Origin of the sequence: Shewanella sp. SM29 (assembly GCF_025654245.1) — a bacterium.
Lineage (GTDB): Bacteria > Pseudomonadota > Gammaproteobacteria > Enterobacterales > Shewanellaceae > Shewanella > Shewanella oncorhynchi.
Map to the genome: position 1 here is coordinate 16503 of NZ_JAKKRN010000011.1, position 18106 is coordinate 34608.

The 18106-nt window shown below is 46.5% G+C and carries 15 protein-coding genes; 10 read left to right on the plus strand and 5 right to left on the minus strand.

Annotated elements, in window-relative coordinates; genetic code table 11:
* Nucleotides 1-75: 75 nt before the first annotated feature.
* From L5L77_RS09480 to xthA, 10 genes are all read left to right on the plus strand, one after another.
* Nucleotides 76-507: a glycerate kinase gene (locus tag L5L77_RS09480; RefSeq protein ID WP_105252115.1), complete on the plus strand. Its 432-nt coding sequence runs from the start codon at nucleotides 76-78 to the stop codon at nucleotides 505-507.
* A 71-nt stretch (nucleotides 508-578) separates the two neighbouring features.
* Complete coding sequence (locus L5L77_RS09485) at nucleotides 579-863, plus strand: DUF2798 domain-containing protein (RefSeq protein ID WP_028761002.1); 285 nt, start codon at nucleotides 579-581, stop codon at nucleotides 861-863.
* A 733-nt stretch (nucleotides 864-1596) separates the two neighbouring features.
* Nucleotides 1597-3111 (plus strand): lysine N(6)-hydroxylase/L-ornithine N(5)-oxygenase family protein, encoded by a 1515-nt coding sequence (locus L5L77_RS09490; RefSeq protein ID WP_263222634.1) that lies wholly within the window; start codon nucleotides 1597-1599, stop codon nucleotides 3109-3111.
* A gap of 2 nt (nucleotides 3112-3113) precedes the next feature.
* Nucleotides 3114-3854 carry a GNAT family N-acetyltransferase gene (locus L5L77_RS09495; RefSeq protein WP_263184843.1) on the plus strand — a complete coding sequence of 247 codons (741 nt, stop codon included), beginning with the start codon at nucleotides 3114-3116 and terminating at the stop codon, nucleotides 3852-3854.
* A 9-nt stretch (nucleotides 3855-3863) separates the two neighbouring features.
* Complete coding sequence (locus L5L77_RS09500; protein ID WP_263184844.1) at nucleotides 3864-5792, plus strand: IucA/IucC family protein; 1929 nt, start codon at nucleotides 3864-3866, stop codon at nucleotides 5790-5792.
* Between the two features lie 95 nt (nucleotides 5793-5887).
* A complete protein-coding gene (locus L5L77_RS09505; RefSeq protein WP_263184845.1) occupies nucleotides 5888-8110 on the plus strand; it encodes a TonB-dependent siderophore receptor in 2223 nt (740 codons plus the stop codon).
* 123 nt (nucleotides 8111-8233) lie between these two features.
* Nucleotides 8234-9322, plus strand: a complete 1089-nt coding sequence (gene fhuF, locus L5L77_RS09510; protein WP_263184846.1) for a siderophore-iron reductase FhuF — start codon at nucleotides 8234-8236, stop codon at nucleotides 9320-9322.
* Nucleotides 9323-9435: 113 nt separating this feature from the next.
* Complete coding sequence (locus L5L77_RS09515) at nucleotides 9436-9981, plus strand: septation protein A (protein ID WP_028761007.1); 546 nt, start codon at nucleotides 9436-9438, stop codon at nucleotides 9979-9981.
* The gene (locus L5L77_RS09520; protein ID WP_028761008.1) at nucleotides 9981-10280 is read left to right on the plus strand and encodes a YciI family protein; all 300 of its coding nucleotides are present in this window, start codon (nucleotides 9981-9983) and stop codon (nucleotides 10278-10280) included. The genes L5L77_RS09515 and L5L77_RS09520 overlap by 1 nt, the downstream gene beginning before the upstream one ends.
* Complete coding sequence (xthA, locus tag L5L77_RS09525) at nucleotides 10280-11092, plus strand: exodeoxyribonuclease III (protein ID WP_168824214.1); 813 nt, start codon at nucleotides 10280-10282, stop codon at nucleotides 11090-11092. Before L5L77_RS09520 ends, xthA begins: the two co-directional genes overlap by 1 nt.
* A 992-nt stretch (nucleotides 11093-12084) precedes the next feature.
* On the opposite strand, the gene L5L77_RS09530 is transcribed toward xthA, so the two are convergent.
* The 5 genes from L5L77_RS09530 to L5L77_RS09550 all read right to left on the minus strand — a co-directional run bounded on the left by L5L77_RS09530 (nucleotide 12085) and on the right by L5L77_RS09550 (nucleotide 18106).
* On the minus strand, nucleotides 12085-12510 hold the full coding sequence (locus L5L77_RS09530; protein ID WP_131523523.1) for an SMI1/KNR4 family protein: 426 nt from the start codon (nucleotides 12508-12510) through the stop codon (nucleotides 12085-12087).
* A 187-nt stretch (nucleotides 12511-12697) separates the two neighbouring features.
* Nucleotides 12698-13066: an SMI1/KNR4 family protein gene (locus L5L77_RS09535; protein ID WP_028761011.1), complete on the minus strand. Its 369-nt coding sequence runs from the start codon at nucleotides 13064-13066 to the stop codon at nucleotides 12698-12700.
* A 485-nt stretch (nucleotides 13067-13551) separates the two neighbouring features.
* Nucleotides 13552-15003 (minus strand): methyl-accepting chemotaxis protein, encoded by a 1452-nt coding sequence (locus L5L77_RS09540; RefSeq protein WP_263184847.1) that lies wholly within the window; start codon nucleotides 15001-15003, stop codon nucleotides 13552-13554.
* Between the two features lie 104 nt (nucleotides 15004-15107).
* Nucleotides 15108-15599: a DUF1097 domain-containing protein gene (locus L5L77_RS09545; RefSeq protein WP_028761013.1), complete on the minus strand. Its 492-nt coding sequence runs from the start codon at nucleotides 15597-15599 to the stop codon at nucleotides 15108-15110.
* Nucleotides 15600-15859: 260 nt separating this feature from the next.
* The gene (locus L5L77_RS09550; protein ID WP_263222637.1) at nucleotides 15860-18106 is read right to left on the minus strand and encodes a xanthine dehydrogenase family protein molybdopterin-binding subunit; all 2247 of its coding nucleotides are present in this window, start codon (nucleotides 18104-18106) and stop codon (nucleotides 15860-15862) included.

Sequence of the window (18106 nt, forward strand, 5' to 3'; positions counted from 1 at the left end):
GTACTACACTGACAGCGTATTTATTTAGTCACAGTTCCTCGATAGAATGCCCTATCGAAGAAAAACGGACTTTTTATGCAGTATCGGATCTATATTCTCGAATTAACGCCTTGGGGCTGTGGTTTTGAAGGTGAAGTTGCAGGTAAATGCGATAATGGTGCACCAATTTGGTTTTACTACCAAGGTAGCGATCAGCAGGCCGAAATTCGTTTTCCGGTTAACCAATGGGTCACAGTTGAATTGCTTGGCCGATTAGCAAGTGCCAGTCTTCAAGCTGATATGATTAAACAAACGCCACACCAGCATCTAAAATTCCCGTTGCATAACTGTCACTTTGAAGCTTCGGGACAAATCATCGACATCAGCCAAACACCCGAAGATACAATTTACCTGTTGCAATCAAATCTACCGCTCCCCTTTGATAATGAACTTGGGAAATCCCCTATCTCGCTAGGCCATTGGGTTAATGTAACAGGCGAGCTTTGGGTAACAAATTGGATGAATTGAGTCGATAAAAAAAGGTATAGTGCTAGCCTGTAACAAATCATTCGCCTGATACATATCCATTAGAGGATCCGATGACCATTTCTAAATCTTTACCCGATAACAAACCTCGTACTTTTTTGGGTACACCCAAATTACCGGCCAAGTATGCCACTGTGGTGATGCCATTTTTTCTCTCTATTCTCATGAGTTGTATCGTTTCTGGGATCAGCACTTTCAATGGCGTTGGCGCTTCACCGCAATTTCTCGAACTCTGGCTCGGCGCTTGGCTGATCTCATGGGTTGTCGCCTTTCCTACACTGCTGATGGTGTTACCTTTGGTGCGTAAAATCACAGCTCATTTTGTCGATTTACGCTAGTTTTACGACTTAATCTTCCGATTTAACTATTTTATTTCAAAGCCGTTTTAGGACGGCTTTATCTTGAACTCCTTCTCTTATGCGTACAGCAACTAAAAATTACATCGATAATTGCTCGATCTGTTACCCTGCCCATATTCACTTAAACTAAAACAGTACGACCTACACCATACCAATCGTATTAAATCAAAGCGCTCATTGAGCCCCCAGTCCACGCTTTACAATGGATTTACACTGACCGTTTAGCGGCACCTATGTTTATTGTATAAGGATGACATGACTCCCACCTAAATCAATTTTCCTCTGCTCTCGAACCAACTCAAGCATTAATGTAACCCACTGTATTTATATATTTTATAAAAATAGAGCTCGTAAAACCCTAAATGATACATCCTCAAAACGCTGCCTAATTATCACTCCTTTGTCATTTACTTATTTGTACCATTAACCGTATCTGCCCCCCTTATTCATCAGTTAAAAGTATTAACCCACAGCCCCACACAAATGAGAATGATTTGCATTTGAATATTTTCACATGCTAATTTACCTACCGTTGTCGGGACAGAGACAGCAGGAAATGGCCTAAGGACTGAGCTAAAAATAGCGAGTTAATCAACGCAAGATAAATAGCCAAACAGTCTATTTTGATAACCGCATTCACTTTGGTTTGCGTCCTTAGGTAACTGATTACTGGATCGGCAACGCGCAGCAGCATGTTGCCAAGGAGGCGTAAGTGAGTACACAGCAAAGGGAAATGGATCGCGAAATCTTTGATCTACTTGGCATAGGCATTGGCCCATTCAATCTTGGCCTCGCCGCCTTATCAGAACCTATTGACGGCTTTAACTGCTTATTTTTAGATGCTAAAACCAGTTTTGACTGGCATCCAGGCATGCTACTCAAATCCTCAAGATTACAAACACCCTTTATGTCGGATCTGGTGACTATGGCCGATCCCACCAGCCGCTACAGTTACCTTAATTTTGCCAAGCAAACGGGCAGACTTTATCCCTTTTATATTCGTGAGAATTTCTTTTTACCTCGCCACGAATACAACTTGTATTGCCAATGGGTGAGCCAACAACTCAGCAACCTTAAATTTGGTTTTAAGGTCACTCAAGTGGATTACAACGCAGGTGAAAGTATTTATCGAGTTACAGGTTTTGATAGGCGCAGTGGTAAAACCCATACCTATCAATGCCGAAAGCTAGTGCTAGGCACTGGCACTGAACCTTATCTACCAAAGGATTGCCCAATCCAAGATGCACGGGTCATGCATACCGCCAGTTATATGCAGCAAAAAACCTACCTGCAGAGTCAGAGTGCCATCACAGTAATTGGTAGTGGCCAGAGTGCGGCGGAAGTGTTTTACGATCTACTGCAAGATATTGATACCTATGGTTATCAACTCAATTGGATGACACGATCAGCGCGTTTTTATCCCTTGGAATATACCAAGCTTACTTTAGAGATGACCTCGCCAGATTATGTCGATTACTTCCACGAGTTGACCCCTAATCAAAGATGCTCACTGATCGCCAGCCAGAAACAGCTCTACAAAGGGATAAATTCTGAGCTGATAAACGACATTTACGATTTGTTATATCAAAAGCGCCTATTGGCCGATTTTCAATGCCGACTGATGACGAATGCGGCGCTGACTCATATCGAGCCCCAAGCCAATATGCTCAAGTTGCATTTCCACCACAATGAAAAAAATCACACCTTTGAGCAAGAAACGGGCGCCGTCATTTTAGGCACAGGTTACCACTATCGTTTACCCGAGTTTATCAGTGGTATTAAACAACAAGTCGAATTCGATGACGCCGGACAACTTAGCGTGCAGCGTGATTACAGCATAGATATTCGAGGGGATATTTTTGTCCAGAATGTCGGTTTGCATACCCATGGGATAAGCTCTCCAGATCTGGGTATGGGCTGTTATCGCAACGGCACCATCTTAAAAGCTGTGCTCGGTTATGCGCCCTACCACATTGAGGAACATATCGCGTTTCAAACCTTCGATCCGGCCAAACTTGCCAGTCATCAGCCCTGCGGCGCCAATGCAATTAACACGCTGGAGCTTAATCCAAGACATTTTCCTAAGGCGCCGCACAGAAAAACTCAAGTTGATGCGCCACAAACTATCCCTCCAACCAAGATTCCAAATTCTGGCGTAAGTTCAACCGTGAGTTCAGGCGCGGGAACCAATATGCCGGTCTTAATGGCGCCGAACCAGGAGGCATAATAATGGCAAGCCAATTTAGCAACCATTGTTTAACGCAACTATGTTTAACGCAACTATCCGCTATTTCGAGCATTAATGGTTTTCAGTTCAGAGCGTTAGACCTTACACAAGACATTCCAACACTACAGTCTTGGTTTAACCAAGATTACGCCAAGTTTTGGGGTATGCAGGGCTTGAACCTTGATGCCATAAAAAATCTGTTAGCAACAACAGAACACAAGTTTGCCTTGATAGGTGAATGGCAGGCCAAAGCACTATTTATGGTGGAACTCTACGATCCCGTCCACGATGAAATCGGCCAGCACTATCGTGTTGCGCCGGGTGATTGTGGTATGCATCTGATTATCGCGCCGCCAGATGGCAAACCCGTCAGCGGCTTATCCTTGAAGGTGATGGATGCGATAGCGCAGCTCGTGCTTGAAAAACTTGCCTTTAATCGCCTCGTGGTTGAACCCGATCAACTCAATAGCAAAATTCATCGCTTAAATAGCCTGATAGGCATTCGCTATGAAAAAGCGATTCAATTAAGCACTAAAGCTGCTTTCCTCGGATTTTGCACTGCGGCCCAGCGCCTTCAACCATCGAGCACGCCCTCTTTGACGAGCCTAACCCAAACAACCTCAGCCCTGCCAAGCTCAGCTCAGTCAACGTCTGCTCTGCCAAACTTAGCAAGCCCAACCCTAGCAAAGCCAAGCTCGCACGCGGTATCTCCAACCTCTCCCATGACATTATCGACTCTTTAGGTGAATTAGATGAACTTACCCACAAAAGCCTTATTAATTAACCCATTGCCAACGCAAGATCATCATGATCAAGCAGTACATGCTCAACAAAGCTCGGCGCTGTCGACAACATCAACTTCTATGCCGGAGCATTTGACTCCCGCCTATTGGCAAGCGGCTAATCGTCATTTAGTGAAGAAAATCCTCTGCGAATTCACCCACGAGAAGCTCATTACGCCGACCCTGTACGGGCAAAAAACGGGGCTTAACCACTATGAACTGCGGCTCAAAGACAGCACTTACTATTTTAGTGCGCGGCACTATCAGCTCGATCATCTTGCTATCGATGCTGATTCCATCCGCGTTTCACTTGCAGGCAAAGAACAAACCCTCGATGCAATGTCGCTGATCATTTCCCTTAAAAATGACTTAGGGATCAGCGAAACCTTACTACCAACCTATTTAGAAGAAATCACCAGCACCCTTTACAGTAAGGCATACAAGTTAGCGCATCAGGCGATCCCCGCCGCCACGCTGGCGCGAGCCGATTATCAGAGCATAGAAGCGGGTATGACAGAAGGCCATCCGGTGTTTATTGCCAATAATGGCCGGATTGGTTTTGATATGCAGGATTACCGTCAATTTGCCCCTGAAAGCGCGATGCCGATGCAATTAGTCTGGCTTGGAGTGCGCAAGAGTAAGACCACGTTTGCAGCCCTCGAAAACTTGAGTCACGACGCGTTACTCAAGGAGGAGCTTGGCCAGCAGTTCGATGAATTTCAGCAGCATCTTAAAACCCAGCAGCATGATCCACAGGACTTCTACTTTATGCCTGTGCACCCTTGGCAGTGGCGTGAAAAAATCGCCCGCGTCTTTGCCGGCGACATCGCCCGTGGCGATCTGGTTTATCTTGGCGAAGGCAGTGAACAGTACCAAGTACAGCAATCGATACGCACTTTCTTCAATCTTTCATCGCCACAAAAGTGCTATGTCAAAACCGCGCTTTCCATCTTAAATATGGGCTTTATGCGCGGCCTGTCGCCCCTTTACATGAGCTGCACACCGCAAATAAATGCATGGGTGGCGAACTTGGTAGAGAGCGACCCTTACTTTACTCAGCAAGGGTTTGTGATCCTGAAGGAAATTGCCGCCATAGGTTATCACCACACCTATTACGAACAAGCACTCACCCAAGATAGCGCCTACAAAAAAATGCTTTCTGCCCTGTGGCGCGAAAGCCCACTGCCACACATTGATCCTAAGCAAAATCTGATGACCATGGCTGCGCTACTGCATACGGATCATGAAGATAAGGCCCTTATTGCAGCCTTGATAGCCGCCTCAGGCTTACCAGCAAAGGATTGGGTCAGTCGCTACTTAAACCTGTATTTATCGCCGCTGTTACATGCCTTTTTCGCCTACGATCTGGTCTTTATGCCCCATGGTGAAAACCTGATCTTAGTACTCGATGAATATGTGCCAGTCAAGATTTTGATGAAAGACATAGGCGAAGAAGTCGCGGTACTCAATGGCGCGAAGCCGCTACCTGATGATGTAAAACGCCTTGCGGTGAGCCTTGAAGAAGAGATGAAACTTAACTACATCTTACTGGATATTTTTGACTGTATTTTCCGCTATTTAGCACCGCTGCTCGATGAGCAAACCAGTGTCAGTGAAAGCCAATTCTGGGAGCTAGTGGCGGACAATGTACGTGATTACCAAGCCCAGCATCCACATTTGGCCGACAAGTTTGCCCAATACGATCTGTTTAAGGACAGCTTTGTACGTACGTGCCTCAATCGTATCCAATTGAATAATAACCAACAAATGATAGACCTCGCCGACAGGGAGAAAAACCTGCGTTTCGCCGGTGGCATCGACAATCCCTTGGCGGCCTTTAGACAAAGCCATGCCTTTAAGCGCCCTATGCTTAGCAGCGCTGAGCAAAAGGCACGTTAACACACCACAAAGTGGATAACCCCGAAACTTTAGCTGGGCCAATGTTGGCCCAGCTTGTTTAACCCCCAACCTAAACGGAATTAAAGATCAACATTATGAAGACTTTTCCTCTCTCCAGCATCGCACTCGTCTGTCGGCAAGCCCTCGTTAACCCGAAGCTATTGCTGTGCTCAGCCATGTTAGCCACGGTTCCCCATGCCACAGCTGACACTGTCGATGCGGATAGTAAGACTAAAAAGCACCAAAAAGAAATTGAAGTCATCAATGTCATTGGCGCTAAGGATTTACACGACAACCGTTATAAGACCCAAGCGATGAACACGGCAACTGGTCTCGATTTATCCTATCTAGAAACACCGCAGTCGGTCACGTCTATCACCCGCCAAATGATGAATGATCAACAGCTTAATAGCGTGATTGATGCCATGACCAGCGTCGCGGGGATCAATGCCCGCCCAATGGATAACGACAGATACAGTATTAGTGCCCGTGGCATTGCCGTGAGCAGCATTTTGTACGATGGCGTACCCACCACCTACGACACCCGCTTCAACTATGGGGATAATCTGATCGACACCGCCATCTACGAGCGAGTAGAAGTGGTACGCGGCGCGACTGGCCTCATGACGGGAGCCGGTAATCCCTCGGCGGCGATTAACCTTATCCGTAAACGCCCGACTCAAGAGTTTATGGGCAACACATCCCTAAGTGTGGGCTCATGGAATAATGTGCGCGGTATGGTCGATGTTTCCAGCGGCTTAAATGACTCGGGTTCTGTGCGCGGTCGCGTGGTGGCCGCCTATCAGGATAAAGATTCATTCCAAGACAGGTACGAGCAGCAGCGCACTACGCTATACGGCATAGTCGAAACCGATATTGGCGATAGCACCTTATTCACCCTTGGTGTCGATTACCAAGATGCTACGCCGAGCGGCACTATGTCGGGCGGTTTACCACTATTTTACAGCGATGGCAGTCGCACTAATTATGATCGTGCCACTTCAACGGCGCCCGATTGGGGCTCGGCGCATACCCAAGGCCTCAACACCTTTGCGAGTCTCGAACACAGATTAGATAACGGTTGGAACCTAAAAGGGACTTACACCTATGGCGATAACTCATTGGAGTTCGATGTGCTATGGGCCATGGGCTATCCCGATCCTGTAACCAATGTCGGCGCAAAGGCGGGGTCTATCGCCTATGTCGACGGCAGTCGCACCCAACACAATATGGATTTGCGCGCCGAAGGACAATACCAACTCTTTGGATTAGAACATCAATTGATGTTTGGCTGGAATGGCCAACGCCAAGAGTTCGCCAATCCCTATTATTACCCCACGGCTGCAGTACCGCTTTTAGGGGATTTTCGCGATCCGAACTTCCAATATCCAAAACCTCAATGGAAGGAAACTTATACCACGGGTTCATTTGGCGAAACCAAACAGAGTGCAGCCTATGTAGCGACTCAGCTTAATCTCAGCGACGCGTTAGCTGTCCTCGTCGGATTACGCTTCAATGAGTGGGAAACCGACCAAGATAACTTTGGCAGCAGCTACGATTTTAGCATTAGCAACGAACTCACTACTTACTTCGGCCTCACCTACGCCCTGACCGAGCAATATTCGCTCTATGCCAGTTATACGGATATTTTTGCACCGCAAACTAAGCAAAAAATAGATAAAAGCTATCTAGATCCGGTCAAAGGGAAAAACTACGAAGGCGGGATTAAGGCGAGCCTGTTCGATGAGGCTTTAGATATGTCGCTGTCGGTGTTTGAGATCAAGCAAGACAACATAGGCATAGACACTCGCACACTCATTCCTGGCACCACCACTCCTATCTACAAAGAAGTCGATGGCACTAACACTCGGGGTTTCGAATTTGAATCGACGGGTAAAATCACTGATGACTGGAATGTTTACTTAGGCTACACCCAGTTCACCACCGAAGATCCTAAGGGCAAACGCATCAATACCACGTCACCACGTCAGCAGTTAAAACTCTTCACCACTTATACCTTTGGTGGTGATTGGCATAAATTGCAAATTGGTGCAGGGGTTAACTGGCAGAGCCGCGTCTACCAAGATGCCGATAAACCTGTAGGCAATGGTATAGACACGATTAAAGTCGAAGTAGAGCAAGGCTCTTACACGCTAGCGAGTCTAATGGCAAGTTACGCCTTCACCGAGCAGCTTAAGCTCAGCGCCAACCTGCACAACGCCTTAGATAAAACTTACTACAGCCAAGTCGGTCAATATAGTCAATTCCAATACGGTACGCCGCGAAGTGCCAGCTTAACCTTGGACTATCGCTTCTAAGTCAGATTTATATTGAGATCGTTCGAAAAACCTTGTGAGCCCAAATCTTGGGCTCGCAAGGTAATCATTTACATGGACTTATCGATAACCGCGGCAATCAATCACAGCCATTAAGGAGTCACTATGGCAAGCCAACGGAGAGACACCAGACTGCAAACATTGTGCGATACCTCGCCAAGCCACAACGCGTTGAATCAAACTATTTTGACACTCAATCAGCTGTTACATGAGCGGGCGCCCTTCTATGGCGAACACCTTAGCGCAACGCAGTCACCTACAGGGCTCAGTTTTGATGAATGGAGTAACGCCGATACTTATCAAAAACTCATTGCACGTTTTGCCATCGCACACCCTAGCGCAGAAACTCAGAGTGAGAGTGAGAGTGAAACTGAAGATGAAACCGAGACGGATAAAACAGCTGCAACCAGCCGAGCGCACACTTTCGCCAGTAAAAGCGCCTTAGTCAGTAAAAGCGCTACGGCCAGTAGAAAAGACACTCGCAAAGCGCTGCATTCACTTTGGGGCCAATGGTATTTTGGCCTTTTAGTTCCGCCTGTGATGGAGTGGATTTTTAACGCCCCAAAAGCCGATTTCGAGCCTATTCACTGGCAGCCACAGTCCGTTTTTATGCTGGTACACGCCAGTGGCCGAGTAGCAAAATTTGAATTTAACATCGCAAAGCGCCAGCTAAATACCGCTTTGACCTTTAAAAAATACCACGGCATCGAGCCACTTTCCCAAACAAACACTAAGCCAAGTTTCAAGACAGACACTAAGGTACACTCGCCATTAACTTCATATAAGCCGCCAGTTAATAAAGAACTCGCCCTACAAGGCTTTATCTTAAACTTACTGCAACCGAGTGTTGAGCGCCTACTCACTTTGAGCCCCGTGCCCGCTAAATTATATTGGAGTCACTTAGGCTATCTGATCCACTGGTATCTAGGAGAGTTGGGATTATCTCAGCAACAAAGTCAGCAACTTAAGCAAGCTCTGTTTCGCAGAACGACCTTTTTTGATGGCACCCAAAATCCACTGTATAACAGCATCAATTTGATTGTTGAACCCAAAGAAGGCAGTACAAACATCCAATGCATTCGCCGTACTTGCTGCCTAAGGTATCAACTCGCCAACACTGGCCAATGCCACGATTGCCCACTACTAAGTCGCCCTAACGCTAAGACAAACGCCGCCAAACAGGCACAAGTCTAACTTGCCCATTAAACCCATTTAATGGGCAAGATCGCAATCCTAGGCCCATGGTGCTTTTGCCCTTATGTTGCACATGCTACACTCAAGCCCATGTCTCTTTAACATGATTATTTATGAAACAACTGCTTGATTTCCTGCCCCTCGTCATCTTTTTTGCCGTTTATAAATTTTTCGATATTTATATCGCCAGCGGCGCATTGATCGCAGCCACCGCGCTTCAATTGATCGTGACCTATGCGCTATATAAGAAACTTGAAAAGATGCACTTAATCACCTTTGCGATGGTAACAGTGTTTGGCACACTCACTTTAGTGTTTCACGATGATTCTTTTATCAAGTGGAAAGTGACCATTATCTATAGTTTGTTTGCCATCGCCTTAGGTGTCAGTCAATTGCTCAATAAATCGATATTAAAGTCGATGTTAGGCAAAGAAATGCAAGTAGACGACAAAATTTGGGCTCGCGTAACTTGGTATTGGGTGATCTTTTTCGCCGCTTGTGGCCTAGTCAATATTTATGTCGCCTTTAGTTTGCCATTAGAAACTTGGGTCAATTTTAAAGTGTTTGGTTTAACCGCTTTAACCTTAATTAATACTGTCCTGACCGTATTTTATCTTTATAAACACCTTCCCGAAGATCAACGCAAGGAACTCAAATAATGTGGTATATGATTTCAGCTCAAGATTTTGAGAATAGTTTAGAAAAACGTTTAGCCGCACGCCCAGCCCATTTAGCTCGCCTGCAAGCCCTCGCCGATGAAGGTCGTTTACTGATCGCTGGCCCACACCCAGCCATCGACAGTGAAAACCCTGGTGATGCAGGCTTTAGTGGTTCACTGGTTGTCGCAGATTTTGAATCCTTAGTGGCAGCAAAACACTGGGCCGATGCCGATCCCTATATCGAAGCGGGCGTTTACCAAAGTGTTGTGGTTAAACCCTTTAAACGAGTCCTGCCTTAATGAAAATAGTGTCCTTTAACATCAATGGTCTGCGGGCGCGCTTGCATCAATTGCAAGCCTTAATCGATAGCCACCAGCCCGACATCATCGGCCTGCAAGAAACCAAAGTGCACGATGAGGCGTTTCCATTAGCCGAAGTCGAAGCCATGGGATATCAAGTGCATTACCACGGCGGTAAAGCTCACTATGGTGTTGCCATGCTGTCTAAAATCGCACCAGAAAAACTGCAAAAGGGTTTTCCTAGCGATGATGAAGATGCCCAGCGCCGCATGATTATCGGCACATTTACCCAAGCGAATGGTCGTCCATTGACTGTGTTCAACGGCTATTTCCCCCAGGGCGAAAGCATAGACCACCCAACAAAATATCCTGCTAAACGTAAGTTTTATCAGGATTTAATGCACTACTTGCAGACAAATCACAGCAACGATGAAGATATCGCCATCATAGGTGACATCAATATTTCGCCGACCGATTTAGACATAGGCATAGGTGAAGTCAATCGTAAGCGTTGGCTAAAAACCGGCAAATGTAGCTTCCAACCGGAAGAGCGTGAGTGGTTAAAAACCTTACAAGACTGGGGCTTAATCGACACTTTCCGTCAATTACATCCAGAGCGCATCGAACGTTATTCTTGGTTCGATTACCGCAGCAAAGGGTTCGATGACAACCGTGGCCTGCGTATTGATGTGATTTTAGCAACGCCTTCACTGGCAGCACGTTTAGTCGAATCCGACGTCGATTACGATCTGCGCGGCATAGATAAACCCTCAGATCATGCGCCCATTTGGAGCACGTTCAAAGAGGCTTAATCAGCTAACGTTCGACCATCTTAGTAGATATAAAACATCGGCTTAGGTCGATGTTTTTTTATGGGCGAAACATATTTTATCTTTGTCGTTCGATGAATAGTCAATGAGTCAGGTGTGATACTGAACGTAATTCACTTTTGGACAGATATGTCTTGAAGACGAGTGTTTGGGGACCAATAATTTTAGTTGTGAGGAGTTTAGCGTTTGCAGATATCCACTCACACATGCTTGCCATGGTATTTGCTCGTCGACTCGCAGCCAGTCCATCCGTGGATGCTCGACCGCCCCATCTGATGTGAAAGGATTCACAAATGCCGCGATGGCATGGACGCCAAAGAGCGGCCATGGGGCGGAAGGTCGTCTCGCAAATAACCATGGTTCACCTGTTTAGCATCGGCGAAGCCTGTTTGTTTTTAAAGAAATAGGTAGCATGCTTTGGGACAAAAGCGTATTAGGTCATCAGCTATAACAAGTGAATTTCGCATAGAAATTTCTATGGTGTAACGCCTTGCTCAGCTGCATTTTTGGAGTAGAAGCTTTTGTGTTATCAAACAAAAAAGAAGGAACGGAAAAATTTCAGATACAGCAATTTGTTATGTTCGCATTCTGATAATACTATCAACATATTGATGGACCATTATTCAACTTTCACATAGAAGCAATTACATTTACAACTGAAAAGACCAATTTGAGGATCTTTAGGTGTAACTCCCTTACGTTTAGCTTGTGAGTTAGCAACTTCTACAGCGTGCTTAATCTCATTAATTTCTTTGCTAGATAGCCTTCTCGTATGCCCATGTACAGGACATCGTTCTCGTTCTCCATCACCCGATATTCGCTCTCCTGACATATTGATGCCCTCTTTCTAATTTCTACCGCTTTAAACATAACGCCGCCAGCAACTGCCGGAGTGAGTTGGAAGCTTTTTTACGTCTTTTTGCAAAAAAGAAGACAGTTTACGGAGGTCAGATTGACTGGCCTTGTTAAACATTTTAGAACTTGAGCGAATAACCACTGGAAACCCACTCATTGAAATTTTCCGCCAACAATACCATAGACTCTTTCGTTAAATCGCCGAAAGGTACCCTATAAACTGGCCAGTCTTCTGAACTTATATTATGTGTGGTATCGAAGACAATTGACTCTCCCCCACCATCTGAACCAATAGCAACCAACCCAGGCAAGTATTGCTCGTAGCAATAGGCTTCTGTTAATTCGGATATCTCTTTAGCGCTCCAGAGCACAACTGAGTCATCTGGTTCTTGCACGCCAATCGGAGTTTCTGCCCCATTAGTTTCAAGCAAGAACTTCTTATACTCACTCGGAAGATCTGTTCCTAACCATTTCTCAAGAGCCTGAATTTCTTCAGCACTTGCTGGATTTTCCGGATATTCGAATTTATCTCGATATTTGCTCATAATGCTTAACGCCCATTTAAGGGGCTGATAATCGTTTGCTAAAATTGTGTAGCGAAGCGAAGTCGAGCAAACTGTTAGCAATCCCGCTTTAAATGCTTGTATGGGTTAACGTTTGGCTAAGGGGCAGGCTTTAACCCATCACTGAGAGCGGAGCGAACGATTTGAACCACTATTTAGGCTATCACAGTTACTCAAGGTCTACACAAACCTGCTTGTGCCATGCAGAAAGATTCGGCCATTCTTCCTTAGTGCTGCCGTTGTGAGACCAATAAATTATCTCACCCGTCTTTGCTATGCAGAAATAGTCGCCATTATCCTCGATGAATGGCAAAAGGTCTCTTGGAAGACCCATGACATTCCAGGCTGTTTCAGCAATGTCAAAGATATCAAGATGGCCAGAGCCGGGTAAAATTACCGCAGGCTCAAAGGTAGCGTTTGCAACATCGCTGCCAGACTTCAAAAATGATCGGTAGTCATCATGAAAACTGATGCCCAGTTTGCTTTCTGCGCTAGCTATTTCGGTATCTGTCGGGTTTCGAAATGGATCGTTATTCATAATTATTGTTGCCTAACGTTAAGCGGCGTCCCAAGCCAATTTTAATTGACCGAGGCGAACAAGTGATACTCTGGTGAACGTTTATCATCAACAAACAATTTAAAATTGCTTGATATTTTTCTTAAATATTTCCGATAAAGGTTAACACAATCAGCCATATAGAAACCATCAATTTCCCCAAATTCTATTTTTACAAAACACAGATTTCCACCGCCAACCACAGTGAAATACCCTCCGCAAAAAGGACATTTTCAGACATAACTTTCTCCCCTGAAATCTATGACCGTCAATTTAGATAATGTCACGCTGATAGAACGGAATGGGGCAATATAACTAAATAGTTCTTTGGGTACTTCCAAATTAAAATGGCGGAAATCTAAGATTTCCGCCATTGTCGGATGATACGTTACTACTTAACATGAGACTCAGTATCGGGCGTTATTGCTCAACACCCCATGCCGACGACTCACATTAAAGGTGACACATTAGCTCGTGCGGTACTGCTTTAAAATCCCATCTAACTCGACCGAGGCATGGTGCAGATCATTGGCTAAGGTCACACTGCGCTGGGCTGTTTGTTTGATAGTTTCTGACTGATGGCGGATTTCATTCAATTGTCCGGCAATGTCGCGAGCGGCGACACTCTGCTCTTCCGCCGAGGCGGCAATTTGGCTGCTCATATCAAATACCGCATTGACCGATTGCGCCATGCCTTGAACATCATCACCGACGGCGATAATCGCACTGCGACCTTCATCGGCCTGATCGACTATCTCCATGGTAATGCTAGATAAACGACTCGTGCCAGATTGTAAGCCTTCAATCATGGCCTGAATTTCTACCGTGGCCTGTTGAGTTCGACCCGCTAAGGTACGCACTTCATCGGCTACCACAGCAAAGCCACGACCTTGCTCACCGGCACGGGCCGCTTCAATGGCCGCATTTAAGGCTAATAAATTGGTTTGTTGGGAAATACTGTTAATGGTTGTGACCACGGCATCAATACTCGCCGCATCCTTAGACAATTGTTCCACCGATGAAAACGCCGCGCCAATCTTAGTTGAGAGTAAACCTATGCTTTCCACTGTGTGGCTAATACGCCCACGACTGGCCAACATTTGGCTTGAATTTTCCTTGGTTTGCAACGAAGTATTACTCGCATTAACAGAGACTTCTTCAATCGCGGAGGTCATCTGCGCCATCGCCACGGCAACGGAATCGAGGAATTGATGTTGGAACCCAATCAGTTTATCACTGGTGGCCGCCTGTTGATTAAATTCATCGGATGCCAATGATAAGGTCTGTGCATTTTTGCCAATGGCTGACACCATTTCACTCATATTGTCGGCGCAGCGATCGATTTCGCGGGCAATCAAACTGAAATCGTCAGTACCAAAGAAGTTTAATCTAAAGCTCAAATCACCATCGGCTAAGCGTTTGATGGCTAAGTACATGTCCCATAATCCACCACCGAGTGAAGTCGAAATCCAGTAACTCAGTTGGAATAAAGGCAACAAGCCCACTAATGCTAACCAGAACATAAAGTTAGCATCGCTACGCGCATCGGCTTCCCACTCATGGACATTCTGCGTCAGTTGTAAGGCTTGGCCTGACACACTGGCGCTGGCCGTCACTTTATCCCCTTGACGCTGCGCATCACTTTGCCTTGAAGTTACAGTTAACCCGTATTGACTAGCAAATTGAGATAAGGCGTCAGCTTCTAGCTTTTGCACCGTTGCAACTTGCGCTAGGGTATCGACGCTAGCTTGAACCCGAGCGATAGAGGCCTGCTCAAGGTTACGGTGCGCATGTTGATAGTTGACAAGCGCCACGGCGGCCGTGATCAGCGCCACCATAGAACACACTACCCAAAACTTTCCGTTGAGACTGAACTTGATCAATATGGCATCAATGGTACGAAACTGGATTTGTTTCATCTTGATAATTCCTAAGAACAAAATGCTATTTGGCACTAAATCAGCAGTATAGCTCAGATCGCCACGACAACTATGTCAGTCATAAGATCTGAGCAGGTATTATGCTAATCCGCGCTAGCAACTTGGTTACGTGTGGCGGCAGACCACTTTTGTGTCAGAGTAACCAACTGCCCCGTTAACAAGCTCATGCTAAAACCTAATAAGCCACCAATGATCAACGACGGCACGACATTGGCCACATCACCCGCCATAGCAAAGGTAGTGCAACAGCCAATAAATGCGCCGGGAATAAAGCTAAGCTTTTGATAACTTGCCTGTAAACACATGGCCGAAGTGGCTATGCCGGTAAAAATATACCCAAATACGGGCGAAATAAAAAAGCTGCTACCCGAGATAATGAGCCAAGCCCAAAATACACCGGACAGGTTTGTGCACCACGCCATCATCACGCCCTGAAAGCCAGCCTTAGGTTGAGCAAAAAAAGTGCTACAACCTAAAAAGCCGATCCAAGTGACCAGATGAAAAGCATCTGCGACGCCACACCAAATAGCCGCCAATAGGCCGGCAGAAATAGCGACTTGCCAACGATTTTCCATGGATGACCCCTTTAGTAATTCTATTCACGGAAGTTTAATACCCTTGGGCGCTCTAAAATGTGTATTTTGAGGTAGCTTGGGTAAACATATTGGTTAAATTACCTCTATTTTGGTAACAAAAACCTGATCTATTGCTAATTTTCGGCATTAATGCCCGTAAAATCGCTAACAAGCAAATTTTTTGTGGTAAAAAAACGAAAAAAGCGCTTATTAGGCGCTTTTTTGTTCAAACAGCTTTCAGTTAACCCTTCTGCAGTGCCCTACACTCGCAATAGTTTATTCACGGGAAGATCGCGGATCCTCTGCCCCGTCGCCGCAAAAATCGCATTGGTTAAACTCGGGGCAACGGGCGGCACACCCGGCTCACCCACGCCTGCGGGCGGCGCATCGGATGCAATAATGATGATCTCCATATCAGGGGTTTGGGGAAGTCGCAGCAAAGGATAATCGTGGAAATTCGATTGCTGCACTTTACCCTCTTTGTAAGTGATTTCACCCATCAAGGCTAAACTCAGGCCAAATACAATCGCACCTTCTGTCTGTGCTTTTACCCTATCAGGGTTAACTATCGTGCCCGCATCTATGGCTGCGATGGCATTAAGCACTTTAAGCTGTTTATCCTCACTCACTTCCACCAACATAGCCACAGCGACGTAACTCACAAAACTGCGGTGTACAGCAAAACCCCAGCCCTGATTTTTACCCGCCTTGGGCGCTTTAGCTTGGGCTTTTTCGACCGCGTCGATTACCCCAAAATAGCGACTGACGTCCACGGGATGACGATCAAGATCTTCGCCATAGTTGCCATATTTAAACTGTTGGTCGGTAAAGGTCTCACACCTTGCTTCACCTAACAGGCTACGCCACATTGCAGGGCAAGAAACCTGAGAACGATGAGCCATTTCATCGACAAAACTGCCGACACTAAAACCGTGCTGAATGTTACACACAGAACGCATCCAACCAATACGGCTATGCGCCTGCGCTTTTACCGCTTCGTATCTTAAATTCGGCAAAGCAAAGGGCACATCCACAAAGCCTAAATCCAACTCACCGCCAGAGGGATATTCCACCCCTTCGGCAAAGGTTGAACTGATCGATGGGAATCCCGTACGGGCTAAAAGCGCGGTCGGTTTGTTGCTGGCATCAAACAGTGCCTGATAGGACTGGGCGCTGATAGCATGGTAATAACCGTTTTGAATTTCATCTTCGCGGCTCCAACTCACCTTAATTGGACGCTTGAATTGCTTCGATAACAGCGCGGCTTCAACGCTAAAATCAGGTTTAGATTTACGCCCAAAACCACCACCCAATAGGGTGACATTCACTTTAATCGCATCTTCTTCCATACCCAGCGCAGCGGCCACATTTTGCTGTGTACTTTGCGGCGTTTGGGTCGATGCCCAGATTTCACAGCCCTTTTCAGTCACATGGGCAGTAGCAACGGGCGGCTCAATAGAGGAATGGATTAAATAAGGCACGGTATAAACCGCCTTTAACGTATTCGCTTCGGGCCAGTTTTTGATTTCATCACCAACTTGGCGCACAACATTACCGCTTTGCTGTACCCGCTCGACCAACTCTTTCAAATAAAGGCTTGAATCATGCTGACTGTTGTCGGCTTGAGTCCAAGTGACCTTTAATGCTTTGCGCCCTTCAAGGGCACTCCACGTGTTTGTGGCGATAACAGCAACGCCGCCCAAAGCCTGAAACGCGGGAGCGCCCTTAGCGGCGGGCAAACGATACACATCCACGACACCGGCCACTTTGCGCGCTGCGGTATCATCCAAGCTTGCCACATCGCTCCCAAGCACGGGCGGGCGCATGATGCTGGCGTAGAGCATGCCCTCGAGTTTGATATCGTAACCATAAATCGCGCTGCCGCTTAACATGGCATCCATATCAACGATTTGGCGTGATGCGCCAATCTGCTTGAAATCTTTAACCTCTTTAAAGGTTAACGACTCAACGGCAGGTACGGGTTGCTCAGATGCGGCTAACGCTAACTCGCCGAACTTGGCCGAGCGGCCCGATTTAGCATGCAACACTTTATGGTCGGCGGTATGCACCTCGCTCACGGGAACTTTCCAACGTGCGGCGGCAGCCTGCTCTAGCATGGTTCTTGCCATCGCCCCCATCTGGCGCATGCGGTCGTAATTTTCACGAATACTGCGGCTACCGTCGGTGTTTTGGCTGGCATAACGTTTATCAGCTAAACCTTGAATAGGGACGATTTTATCCCAATCCGCTTCTAACTCTTCGGCTAAGACTTGCAGAATGCCGGTTCTGATCCCCTGTCCCATCTCGGAGCGATGGCAGGTGAGATACACTTTGTCGTCTTCACCAATGGCAATAAACAGATTCAGCCGCGCTTCTTTATCCTGCGCCAGCGCCATGGGGCTCCATGTTAGTCCGCTCGCCCCTAATGCTAATCCGCCCCCTACTGCGCCAAACAGTTTTAGCACGTCGCGGCGGCTGATATTTTCTACGGCAGTAAAAGTACTCAT